This window comes from Salinisphaera sp. RV14, assembly GCF_052044135.1.
Taxonomy (GTDB): Bacteria; Pseudomonadota; Gammaproteobacteria; order Nevskiales; family Salinisphaeraceae; genus Salinisphaera.
In genome coordinates this window covers 296,031-307,756 of record NZ_JBQDYF010000001.1, presented here as the reverse complement: position 1 = coordinate 307,756, position 11,726 = coordinate 296,031, and the positions used below count along the sequence as shown (strand labels likewise).

The 11,726-nt window shown below is 62.9% G+C and carries 12 protein-coding genes; 6 read left to right on the top strand and 6 right to left on the bottom strand.

Annotated elements, in window-relative coordinates; genetic code table 11:
- Positions 1 to 361 precede the first annotated feature (361 nt).
- Positions 362 to 676: a hypothetical protein gene (locus tag ACS8Y6_RS01395; RefSeq protein ID WP_440854851.1), complete on the top strand. Its 315-nt coding sequence runs from the start codon at positions 362 to 364 to the stop codon at positions 674 to 676.
- A gap of 247 nt (positions 677 to 923) precedes the next feature.
- Positions 924 to 2,045 (top strand): glycoside hydrolase family 127 protein, encoded by a 1,122-nt coding sequence (locus tag ACS8Y6_RS01390; protein WP_440854850.1) that lies wholly within the window; start codon positions 924 to 926, stop codon positions 2,043 to 2,045.
- Positions 2,046 to 2,251: 206 nt separating this feature from the next.
- Here the strand turns inward: ACS8Y6_RS01390 and ACS8Y6_RS01385 are convergent, their stop codons facing one another.
- From ACS8Y6_RS01385 to poxB, 4 genes are all read right to left on the bottom strand, one after another.
- Positions 2,252 to 3,724 carry a TIR domain-containing protein gene (locus ACS8Y6_RS01385; protein WP_440854849.1) on the bottom strand — a complete coding sequence of 491 codons (1,473 nt, stop codon included), beginning with the start codon at positions 3,722 to 3,724 and terminating at the stop codon, positions 2,252 to 2,254.
- A 73-nt stretch (positions 3,725 to 3,797) separates the two neighbouring features.
- On the bottom strand, positions 3,798 to 4,160 hold the full coding sequence (locus tag ACS8Y6_RS01380) for a hypothetical protein (protein ID WP_440854848.1): 363 nt from the start codon (positions 4,158 to 4,160) through the stop codon (positions 3,798 to 3,800).
- A 330-nt stretch (positions 4,161 to 4,490) separates the two neighbouring features.
- The gene (locus ACS8Y6_RS01375; protein WP_440854937.1) at positions 4,491 to 4,691 is read right to left on the bottom strand and encodes an addiction module protein; all 201 of its coding nucleotides are present in this window, start codon (positions 4,689 to 4,691) and stop codon (positions 4,491 to 4,493) included.
- A 130-nt stretch (positions 4,692 to 4,821) separates the two neighbouring features.
- Entirely contained in the window at positions 4,822 to 6,549 is a 1,728-nt protein-coding gene (gene poxB / locus ACS8Y6_RS01370) for a ubiquinone-dependent pyruvate dehydrogenase (protein ID WP_440854847.1), read from the bottom strand.
- Between the two features lie 140 nt (positions 6,550 to 6,689).
- Between poxB and ACS8Y6_RS01365 the strand changes: the two genes are divergently transcribed.
- From ACS8Y6_RS01365 to ACS8Y6_RS01350, 4 genes are all read left to right on the top strand, one after another.
- Positions 6,690 to 7,340, top strand: coding sequence for a TetR/AcrR family transcriptional regulator (locus ACS8Y6_RS01365; RefSeq protein ID WP_440851363.1), 651 nt, complete (start codon positions 6,690 to 6,692; stop codon positions 7,338 to 7,340).
- On the top strand, positions 7,331 to 8,311 hold the full coding sequence (locus ACS8Y6_RS01360; protein ID WP_440854846.1) for a nitrilase-related carbon-nitrogen hydrolase: 981 nt from the start codon (positions 7,331 to 7,333) through the stop codon (positions 8,309 to 8,311). The genes ACS8Y6_RS01365 and ACS8Y6_RS01360 overlap by 10 nt, the downstream gene beginning before the upstream one ends.
- On the top strand, positions 8,308 to 9,351 hold the full coding sequence (locus ACS8Y6_RS01355) for an agmatine deiminase family protein (RefSeq protein WP_440854845.1): 1,044 nt from the start codon (positions 8,308 to 8,310) through the stop codon (positions 9,349 to 9,351). Before ACS8Y6_RS01360 ends, ACS8Y6_RS01355 begins: the two co-directional genes overlap by 4 nt.
- Before the next feature lie 263 nt (positions 9,352 to 9,614).
- Complete coding sequence (locus ACS8Y6_RS01350) at positions 9,615 to 10,400, top strand: formate/nitrite transporter family protein (RefSeq protein WP_440851360.1); 786 nt, start codon at positions 9,615 to 9,617, stop codon at positions 10,398 to 10,400.
- Positions 10,401 to 10,529: 129 nt separating this feature from the next.
- Here ACS8Y6_RS01350 and ACS8Y6_RS01345 read toward each other — a convergent pair whose 3' ends face one another.
- Both ACS8Y6_RS01345 and ACS8Y6_RS01340 read right to left on the bottom strand, forming a co-directional pair.
- Positions 10,530 to 11,060, bottom strand: a complete 531-nt coding sequence (locus ACS8Y6_RS01345) for a DUF4142 domain-containing protein (RefSeq protein ID WP_440854844.1) — start codon at positions 11,058 to 11,060, stop codon at positions 10,530 to 10,532.
- A 92-nt stretch (positions 11,061 to 11,152) separates the two neighbouring features.
- Positions 11,153 to 11,605 carry a GAF domain-containing protein gene (locus tag ACS8Y6_RS01340; RefSeq protein ID WP_440854843.1) on the bottom strand — a complete coding sequence of 151 codons (453 nt, stop codon included), beginning with the start codon at positions 11,603 to 11,605 and terminating at the stop codon, positions 11,153 to 11,155.
- Between the last annotated feature and the right edge of the window lie 121 nt (positions 11,606 to 11,726).

Below are 11,726 nucleotides of genomic sequence, written 5' to 3'. Positions count from 1 at the left end.
CGCCATCGTCCCCGACGAGCCGGTCGATCTCTCTCGGTTTCCCGGTCGCCGAACCGGTCGCTTCGATTTCCACCACACCACGTCCGAGTGTTTTCCAATCCAGAGAGGGTCCCGAGCAGTGCCGGTGAAGGCCTCAGTCAGACAGCCGGCATTTGCGCATTACCAATGGATTCGAACAGCTAGTCTTGCGCAGTATCCAACGGGCGAACGGCGACATTGTCACGCATCGCGCACATGCGATCGGCGTCAGATCCGGTCTTGCTGCGCCCGCACGGAACAATATCTCATGCCGGCCTCCATTCTCCGGTGCGGTTGGGACTTGAATCCACCTCTTAACTTAGCGCCATTCGTAGCGCCATTCGTGTCTGACCCCTTTATTTCCTCCGGCCCGAACGGCTCGATGAACGGCAGCATTTACGTGCCGGAACGCCAGGCGAGCCATCCCCACGCCATCCAGCCGCGCCAGCATGACCGCGGCAAATATCGTCGTTATCGCCGTCGCGAGCGCCGCCGAGGCGCCGGCTCCGGCCGACACTATGGCCACGAATACCGCTCGCGTGGAAGCTATCGGCTCGACGGCAACACGGGCAGAATACAGCCCAACACCGAGCGCCCACTCGACGCCGGGCGCGTCAGTCCGAACCGACGCCGATTACAGAATCGCTTCGGCGACTGACGCCAGCTATAGAACGCGTTGATCCGGTGCGGCTCGGATCGACAGGCGATGTATGACAACGCGCGGTATATCGTCTTCGAGGTAGCCGGCAATGCTTAGACAGGACCTCCTGCCGGACCACGGCCCATCCCCCTTCAGAGTTTGCGAAAGGTTTTGCAAATCATCGTCTCAGGCGAACAATACCGGCACGGCGAGGGTTTCTGATCTATCAGATAAACGTGGTCTGTCCCCTATTTCCCCGACCGGCATGGCGCATCTCGCACGTCGCAGCGACGATCCGGCCCTGCAGGCCGCCTGCGAGCGCCTCTGGCAGAGCATGGCGTCCCGCCAGATGTACGTCACCGGCGGTATCGGCGCCCAGGCGCACGAAGAAGCCTTCACGGTCGATTACGACCTCCCCAACGACACGGTCTACGCCGAGACCTGTGCCGCGATCGGCCTGATCTTCTTCGCCCGCCAGATGCTGCTCACCGCGCCCGACCGCGAATACGCCGACGCCATGGAGCGCTCCCTGTACAACAACGTGCTGGCCGGCATCGCGCTGGACGGCCAGCACTTCTTCTACGTCAATCCGATCGAGGTGGTGCCCGAGGCGATCGCCGCCGATCCGAAGTACCGCCACGTCAAACCCGTACGACAGCGCTGGTTCACCTGTGCCTGCTGCCCGCCCAACATCGCCCGTCTATTGTCTTCGATCGACGAATACGTCCACACAGTGCAGGACGACACGGTCTATATCCATCTCTACATCGGCGGCGAATACACCCTGCTGCTCGGCGGCACCGAACTGCGTCTGCGCCAGCAATCCGAACTGCCCTGGGATGGCCGCGTCTCGATCGTGATCGACTCGACGACGTCGGCGACCGTGGCCCTGCGAATCCCGGCCTGGGCAGCCGGCTTCGAGATCCGTGTCAACGGCGAAACACAGACAGCAACACCGGACGGCAACGGCTACGTCGCACTGGCTCGCGACTGGCGGGCCGGCGACACCATCGAACTCGCCCTCGACATGCCGGCCCGACGCGTCCATCCGAACCCGGCTGTACGCCACGATGCCGGCCAGGTCGCCCTCCAGCGCGGCCCGCTGGTTTATTGTCTCGAACAGGCCGACAACGGCCCTGGCCTGCATCGACTCCTGCTGCCCTGTAACGCCGACATCGAGACCAAACCTGGCGAAGACATCCTGCGCGGCATGACCCTGCTGACCGCCGATACCCGGCGCGAGAAAACCGCCGCGCCCGACGCTTCCCTTTATCGCTACGACCGACCCGCGCAATGGCACCCGCACCAAGCCGTGTTCGTGCCCTACTTCGCCTGGGCCAACCGCGGCGAAGGCGAAATGCGGGTCTGGGTACGCAGCGACGCGTGATCAGACTCGACAAACCCGCAGACCAGCGCAGGCCGTGCAGGGCTGTCCTGCGGCGGGCCCGGTCGAACGATCAATGAGCTATCGGCCAAAACGCGGGCGTCGCGCGAACACCAATAGGGTCAGGTCTGAACACCAATAGGGTCAGGTCTTGCGTTTTGCGCAAAATGCAAGACCTGACCCCCTGCGATTGTACATGCAGCGATTTGTTATACATCGTCCAGCCGGGCCAACAGGCGAAACACTATGTCGTCGGTTACTTGATCTTCGAGCGGCTTGTCAGGATCCCTTGTGAATTTTATGCCTACGATGTCCTGAGAAATTCCGGGGAATGCGGTGTCATCCAAATAAATTGGAATAACAGCCTCATCGGCCACTCGCGGGGAAAAACACTCTCGTTCAAAGGTCGGCCAAATTTTTTCGCGATGGGCTTTATCTAAAACACAAACGACCAATCTTGATCGCTGTCTAAAAATATCCTCAAAAGTCTTGGTCCATGCCTTGCCCAAATAATTATTTTCGAACAACTCATCAAAGAATACTGAGCAATCCATGACTTCAAGTTGCGAGGATATCTGCTTCGTAAGTTCTCGGTTCTCTCCTGCAAAGGACAGCGAGAAGTCGAATTCATAATCCTTGTCAGTGTGCTTGAATCCGCACTCTTGGCGCAGGGCTTCCCAATCCAGATGCTTCAAGTAATAGAACAGCGCGGGATCTTCGATTGCAAAGTTCTTTGTGTCAGAGTTGTAGTAAAAATAGCGTCCGCAAATTGGCTTGGAATCCAACAGGACGGAAAGCCGCTTCTCCTTAACGTTGTTTATGCTCCCTTTTACTTCTGGTGCGGAGTTTGCAAGCATTTGCAAATCTACAATAGAACTTTCTTGACGGGACACCTCCCGCAGCAACTTAAAGTACGGATCGTTTGATGACCGGAATCGCTTGCCTCGGCAAAACTCCGTGACAGCCTCGTTGTATGTGTGGTGCAGCCTATCGCGGACTCTTTCTCTGATAACCGACACATCGAAATGAACCGTCTTCTTTTCGTTGGCTGATTCGGTGACGTCTTCCAACAAGCAGATCATTTGGCAAAGGAGCTGCGTAACCCAGTAGTCACCACGCGATTCTCCGAAGATCTCCTGCTTCCCCTCGATCTCTATGTGTAGCTTCTCTTCGCCTCTTTCAATTAGCTGGAGAGTTCCTGCCTCATCGGAGGGTTGGATTCGGTGTATTCCGATCCTCTTTGCGACGTCCGGGACAAAGTGAATCAGTTCACTACCAACCCTATTGATGCCTATAAGCACAACCTTCGGATGAGTTGCCGGGTCATTCTCTTCTGCTGCAATCTTTACTATGTTTCCGAGCTGTTCTTGGATGTCATTCGCCAGCCGATGAAAATCATCGATGACAAACGCACCAGGACCGCCTTGCTGCGCCAACTGAATGATCTTTGCAACATCAGCCGCCTTTCTCGCGGATAGATATGCAAAATTTCGGGCCGGAAGCAAACGCTCGATTATCTTTCGGACGGTTGTTGTCTTCCCTGTGCCCGATTGGCCCTCGACCACCATGGGCTTACCCGGATTCCTAAGATCGACGAGCAATTCGTTGAAGTTCGGCGGTCGGACAAACGTGTATTCCGGAACACCCTCTGTTCGGTAGATCTCTTCGACCGGGAAGGTCATGCTTGATTCTCCATAGATGTATAACGCCAAGTGGGCGAAATATATCTAATACTATATATACCGCCATCCATATCTATATATCTCCAACGATTCGCTCCAGCAGATTGAGGCCGGCGGCCACGCCGTAAGCCACAACCCAGGCGCGCTCGGCCGGTTGCCAGCGGCCACCGGCTCGTCTTACTTGCTCGCGGAGTTCGCGCTCCTCGTATTCGATTTTCAGGAGGACGGGCTCGTCGGCCGCCCGCTGCATTAGATGCTGTTCGCGGCTATTCGCCGGCCGCCACGGCACCGTTTCCTCGATCAGTTCGACGGTTTTGTGGCGTTGCCCGGTATCGCTGTCGTAGCGGTATCGCACACAAACCAGCCGCTCGCCGTACTTCTGGACCCATTGCTTGGTTCCGTTCTGGCCGGGCTTGAGATGCAGTCGAGTTTCCATCGGCGCCCCCTCGCCTTGGCATGGATCGACGTTATCGCGATTTAGTTGGCTCGTGAAGCCAAATGCGGATTCGGCGGGTTGACCGCGGGCTATCCCATTGTGAAAGCTTGGTTTTGTAAGCCAGACGAGGCGCACCAAGCGGCGGCGCAGCCGCCCTGGTCGCGCTCGCGAGCTCCACCGCTTTATCGGTAAAGCTTGGTAATCGCTCGAACCAAGAGGGCTGCGGAGGGAGGCGGAAGCGGGACAGCGCTTGGAAAAGCCAACTGTAGCGGCCTGTTGAACGTGTTTTTGTAGCGGTCGCTGACGCTGACGCAGTAAAACAGCTGGCGCCTATAAGCCGTGTCGGCTTCGAATCCGGGCAATTGCCTCGTCGCCGGGTACAGCCGCTACTGAACCTGAGTCCAGCTCGGTGTCACGCCGCTCGGCTTCGTCGAGCCACAACCTCTCGAGCTCCGCTGCCGAAAGATTGCCCAAGCTCTTGACAAGCGAATGCACGAGCCGTGCACGCGCCTCGGGGCCGAGACGGAGCATTTCCCGTTCGATGGATTCAGTCGTGTTCAACGGTGTCATGCCATAAATTATATGCCGATATGTCGTACACGGCCCAACGCCGCGCAACAGGCGGACGTAAGACCGGTCGCCCGTTCACCATAACCTCAGGCTACCGCCCCCACCAGTTCGTCTTGCCCAGATCCACGACTTCATCCCCGCGCCCGCTCATCACCGCCCGCAGCATGTAGAGCGAAAAGCCGCGTGCCTGCTTGGCCTCGATCTTCGGCGGCATGGACAGTTCCTGCTTGGCGGTACGCACGTCGACCACCACCGGGCCGTCGTGCTCGAAGGCCTGCTTGAGCGCTTCGTCGAGATCAGCGGAGGCGGTGACCTGGATGCCGCGGATGCCGAGCGATTCGGCGAGCTTGGCGAAGTCCACCCGCGGAATATCGGTGGTGGAATCGACATAACCGGCCGCTTTCATCTCCATGGCGACGAAGCCGAGCGTTTCGTTGTTGTAGACGATGACTTTCACCGGCAGTTTTTCGGCCGCGAGCGTGATCAGATCGCCCATGAGCATGGTGACGCCGCCGTCGCCGGCCAGGGCCACGACCTGGCGTTCCGGGTAGGCGACCTGCCAGCCGAGGGCGGCGGGTACGGCGACGGCCATGGAGCCGTGCATGAAGCTGCCGGTGAGTCGGCGTTCGCGGGTCATGCGGATATAGCGGGCAGCCCAGGCGGTGGGTGTGCCGACGTCGGCGGTGAATACGGCATCGTCGTGCGCGAGTGCGGAGACACGGGCGGTGAGGTATTGCGGGTGTAGCGGTGCGTCGCGCTCGCGCGGGGTGGCCAGGTCGTCGAGATTCTCGCGGGCTTTCTTGTAGTGCGACTGGCAGGCGTCGAGGAATTTGGTGCTGCTGTTTTCCTCGAGCTTGGGGATGAGCGCGGCGAGCGTGGAGCCGATATCGCCGACCAGGCCCATGGTAAGCGGCGAGCGCCGGCCGAGGTGCACGCCGCGGATATCGATCTGCACGATATTGCCGTGTTCGGGAAAGAACTCGCGATACGGGAAGTTCGTGCCCAGCATGATGAGCAGATCGCATTCGCGCATGGCGTGGTAGCCGGAGGAGAACCCGATCAGCCCGGTCATGCCGACGTCATAGGGGTTATCGTATTCCAGCGATTGCTTGCCGCGCAGCGCATGCACGATCGGCGCCTTGAGGCGTTCGGCCAGCGCCAGCACCTCGTCGTGATAACCCTCGCAGCCATAGCCGCCGAGGATGGTGATCTTGGTCGCGTCGTTGATATGCCCGGCCAGCACGTCCAGCGCCTCGACCGGGGGCACCACGGTCGGGCGCACGGGCGGCTGCCAGCGCAGGGAATGCGGGGGCGCCTCGGACAAGGCCACGTCGCCCGGCAGCACGATCACCGATACGGAGCGATTCACGATCGCGCTGTTCATCGCCGCTTCCAGCACCTGCGGTATCTGGGCCGGGTTGGAGACCAGTTCGCAGTAGTCGCTGCATTCGCGGAAAAGATTCTGCGGGTGGGTCTCCTGGAAGTAACCGAGCCCGATTTCGGAGGACGGGATCTGGGCGGCGATGGCGAGCATCGGCACATGGGCGCGCTGGGCTTCGAACAGGCCGTTGATGAGATGCAGGTTGCCCGGCCCGCAGGAGCCGGCGCACACCGCCAGCCCGCCGTGGGCATCGCCCTCGCCGGCGGCGGCGAGGGCCGCGACTTCCTCGTGGCGTACACCGATCCAGCGGATCGCCTCGCGCTGGCGCAGCGCTTCGGTGAAGCCGTTGAGCGAATCGCCCGGCAAGCCCCAGACATTCTGTACGCCAGCCTGGATGAGCAGGTCGGCAAGCACATCGGCGATTGTGTTCCTGGCCATCAATAAATCCCGTTGGGCGCTGCGCACAAAAGCCGCAGCCTGAATGATTGGCTTCATCCTACACCGATCACCCGGGTCGAATGATAGCCTCGAAAATAATTTGACTGAATATTCAGTCAGGATAATAATCGAGTCTGTAAGTGAGCCGCTCTCGGCTCGAGCAACCGCAGATTCGACGAGTCATGGCCCGCAAGAACGACAGCGACGAAACCCGCACCCGCATCGTGGCGGCCGCCGTGCGCTGCGTGGCGCGGCGCGGTGTGCGCGGGCTGCGCATGGCGGATGTGGGCCGCGAGGCGGGCGTGTCGTCCGGCCTGCTCTATTATCATTTCGCCGATCGCGACGGCCTGCTGGCGGCCACGCTGGCTCATGTGAACGACACCGCCGCGGCCGGGCGTAACCAGGCGAGCGTGAGTGGGCGCGATGCGCTCATCGACAATCTCGTCGACGAAATCGCGGACGAGCCGGACGTACGCGACCACGCCGCCGCCTGGCACGAGATCAACGCCTCGGCCGTGTTCGACGACACCCTGGCCGCGCCCCTGCGCGCCACCACGGCCGACTGGCAACAGCGCATCGCCGACGAACTGGAGCAAACCGCGCCCGAGGGCGCGCCATGCGATCGCGAAGCCGCCGAAGCCCAGGCCGTGATCGCCACCGCGCTGGTGGATGGCTTGTCCCAGCGTTGGCTGACCGGCCGTCTTGCCACCGAGGAGGCGCGCGGCCTGCTGCGCCGTGCCCTGATTCAGCAATTCGGCGGCCCGCCCGCCGGGAGCAATCCATGCAACTGATCGAAAACAACAACCCGCCCGCCTCACTGGCCCGGGCGGAACCGTCGCATCGCGCGCCGCTGCGCGTGGCGCTCATTCAGCACGCCTGGCAGCCCGACCGCGAGGCGCTGATCCAGCATCTGGACGAAGCCATCGGCCGCGCGGCCGAGGCCGGCGCGAAGGCGGTTTTCCTGCCCGAAATCACGCTGCTGCGCTACCCGGCCGATCAACGCGCGACCGGCACCGCCGCCGACGGCGCGGAGGACCTGGAGACCGGGCCGACGATGGCTTTCGCCCGCGCGGCGGCCAGGCGCTACGGCATCGCCGTGCATGCCTCGCTCTACCAGCGCGACGACGGCGCCGATGGACTGGGGCTGAACACGGCGATTCTGGTCTCGCCCGAGGGCGAGCTGATTGGCGCCACCCACAAGCTGCATATTCCGCTCACCGAAGGCTATTTCGAGAACACCTACTTCCGCGAAGGCCCGGCGGACAATCCGTACCCGGTGTATCGCCACGCGGCACTCGGCGATGCGGCCATCGGCCTGCCGACCTGCTGGGATGAGTGGTTCCCGGAAGTCGCGCGGGCGTACTCGCTTGGCGGCGCCGAGATTCTGGCCTACCCCTCGGCGATCGGTTCGGAGCCGGATTTCCCGGATTTCGACACCCAGCCGCTGTGGCGCCACGTGATCGTGGGCAACGGCATCGCCTCCGGCACGTTCATGATCGCGCCCAACCGCATCGGGAATGAAGGCCGCATCACCTTCTACGGCAGCTCGTTCATCTCCGATCCGTACGGCCGGGTGCTGGCGGCCGCACCGCGCGATGCCGAGGCGATTCTGGTCGCCGATCTGGATCTGGACCAACGCCGCGACTGGCTGACGTTATTCCCGTTTCTGGCCACGCGGCGGCCGGATACTTATGGCGCGCTCACGGCGCCGGTCGACCCTGACCGGCCGCTGGGCGGCGCCGACCAGAGCCATCTCAAATGAGCGATGTGATGACCGGCTGGCGCATGCCGGCCGAAACCGTGGCCCAGGAACGGGTGTGGATGGGCTTCCCGCCGGCCGGGCCCACGGCGGGCGAAAGCGCCGAGGCGCTGGACGAGGCCCGTCGCGCCTGGTGCACAGTGGCCCACGCCATCGCCGAATTCCAGCCCGTCACCCTGCTGGTGGACCCGGCCGATGAAACAGTCGCACCGCGTTATGTATCGGCCGCGATCGAACGTGTCACGATGCCGCTGGACGATGCCTGGCTGCGCGACATCGGGCCGAGCTTCGTGCTCGACGACGACGGCGCGCTGGGTGCGGTGAACTGGCGCTTCAATGGCTGGGGCGAACGCGATTGGGCGCACTGGGGCAAGGACGACCGGGTGGCGGCGGCCATCGCCGAACTCGCCGGCGCGCGTCGCATCGACTCGCGGCTGGTCAACGAAGGCGGCGGCATCGCCGTGGATGGGGCCGGCACGGTACTGCTCACCGATAGCGTCCAGCGCGATCCGCGCCGCAACCCGGGCATCTCGCGGGCCCGGGTGGAAGCTGAAATGGCGCGCACGCTGGGGGCCGACAACCCGATCTGGCTGCCGCGCGGCCTGCATCGCGATGCCGAACAGTTCGGCACCTTCGGGCATGTGGATATCGTCGCAGCGCTCGTCTCGCCGGACTGCGTGGTCGTGCACGACCAGCGCGACGCCTCGCATCCGGATCATGCCATTTGCCGCCAGGCGATGGACGTACTCGCCTGGGCCACGACGGCCGACGGCAAGGGCTGGCGAATCGCCCGCCTGCCGGCGCCGGAAACGCTGTGCGATGCGCATGGTTTCGTCGATTACAGCTACATCAATCATCTGCCGATCAACGGCGCCGTGATCGTGCCCACCTTCAACGACCCGGCGGATGCCGAGGCGGCCGCGATTCTGGCCGAGCTCTACCCGGGCCGGCGTGTCGTGGGCGTGGACGCCCGCGCGATATTCGCCCGCGGCGGCGGCGTGCATTGCATCACGCAGCAACAGCCGCGGCGCGAGCCGATGTAGACCGGGGCCGGTGATGGCGCGTGCGGCACGCCATGCGTCCACCGATAGCGCCCGACGACCCGACAATCGGCGCGCCCATTGGCCACCGGGCTGCGTTCTGTCGGATGACGCCTGCGGCTAATCCGACCGACTGGAGCACGGGCGATTCCGAGTTGGCCGTCGTCGTTCGGGGCCTTGCTCTGTCCAGGATAGCGACACGGTCTCGTATGAAACGACCGCAGGCTCTAATCTAGGGCATCGATTGATTATCCCTCATCCTTCTCATGTCCGACCAAAGAAACGTCGAGACCCGGCTGTCTGCCCGGGCGGTCTACCAGGCCGTGCGCTACGACGGCGAGCAGGAAATGGCGCGGCCACTGGGCTCGCTGTGGTGGTCTGGCGTGGCCGCCGGGATCGCCCTGGCGAGCTCGGTCGTGGCCAAGGGCCTGCTGCATATGGAACTGCCGGACACGCCCTGGCGCGCACCCATCGCCGATATCGGCTATTGCGTGGGCTTCGTGCTGGTGGTGCTCGGCCGCATGCAGCTGTTCACGGAAAACACGATCACGGTGGTGCTACCGCTGATGGCCAGGCCGTCCTGGCGCGCCTTGTACTGCACGTCACGGCTATGGAGCGTGGTCTTCGTTGCCAACATGGCGGGGACATTCATCGCGGCCGTGTTCGTGAATATGGCCGGCGTCGATGCGCCGAACCAGTTGCATGCCTTCAACGAGGTCGCCGCCCAGGGGGTGCTGGGCAACGACTGGATTGGCAATATGCTACGCGCGATTCCGGCCGGCTTTTTCGTAGCCGCCATGGTGTGGATGCTGCCCAACGCCCGCGGCTTCGAGATCTGGGTGATCATGCTGCCGACCTATGTCATCGCGCTCGGCGGCTTCGCCCACGTGGTGGTCGGCTCGATGGAGGTGTGGCTGCTGATCCTGGCCGGCCATCTGAGCGTGGTCGACGGGCTGTGGGGCTTTGTCGCCCCGGCACTGCTGGGCAACGTTCTGGGCGGCACCGTGCTGTTCTCGCTGCTCGCCTATGGTCAGGTCCGGCGCGAGATCTAGGGCCTGCGAACAGGATGGGCAGCGGAGGCATCCCTCCGCTGCCCCGATACCGAGCCGGACCACCCGCCGCATGGGCATGGGACCGCGACGACGGCGGACCCGCCCGACAACCGAAACCGAAACCGACGATCAGGATTTGGTCGTTACAGCCCGTTGCATGTGCTTGGCCATGGACAGATGATGCGGGATCACCGGCAGGCCACCGGCCGCCAGTTTGCTGATCGCGGCATTGTTGTCGCTGCGCTTTTCGTTTTTGAATAACGCCACGGCCTGCTCGTGCCCTTTCACGTTAAAGCAGGCATAAGCCTTGTTGAACTGGCGGCCCGAAAGCTGGCCGAGTTGCTGGTATTTGTGCTGCAACTTCGGCGGCAGGCCGTCCGGCAGCCTCAGATGCTCCGACTCGGCCGCGCGGGCAAGCCTGTGCTCGAGCGTGGTGTGATCCGACACCATCTTTTTGGCGAACGAGAGAACATCCGGGTTCTCGCTCTTGCGCTGCGCGAGCTTGCCGAGCTTGATCTCAAGCTTGTTGGTCGCCGCTGCCTTGGTGACGAACTGCTGCGCGGTCAGACTCGATGGCGCGGCTCCGGCCACCAGCGGCACAGCCGTCAACGCGACCGTGGCGGATGCGACCGCAAACTTGTGGTAACGACGAATACCCATTGGGGTCTCGACTGTTCAGTGACACCGTCAACCTGGCAAGGCCCGCCAGCCCCGCGGCGGCCACGAACCGCCAACCGGCGGGGCGGGCATGATCAGGCAAGATCGCTTGCGGCCACGAAACGGCGACAGAGATTCTCGATAGCGGCCTGGTCGGCGGCATCGAACCGTTGCCTGCGCGGGCTGTCGATATCCAGCACGCCCCACAACCCGTCGCCGACCACAACCGGCACCACAAGCTCGGAACGCGAAGCGACGTCGCAGGCAATGTGTCCGGGAAAGGCGTGCACGTCATCAACGCGCTGCGTCACGCGGGTCCGGGCGGCGCGGCCACACACGCCGCGGTCGAAAGGAATCGGGTTGCACGCCGGCAGGCCCTGGAACGGCCCGAGCACAAGCATGCGCTCGCTACGCTGGAGGTAGAAGCCGACCCAGTTCAGGTCGGCGAACTGCTGACGGATGAACGCCACCGTCTGGGCCGCGTTGGTCAGCCAGTCGCGGGTATCCAGCAGGCTGGCGAGTTGACGTTCAAGCAGATCCGCGCTCATCGAGGACACTCCGAAATAATTCGCGCACGAGCATTGATGATAAGCGCGCTCGCCACAAGTGTTCGCGCCGCAAAACATGCGCCGCATCACGAGAACGGGCACCGTGGGCGGTTTTACCCGG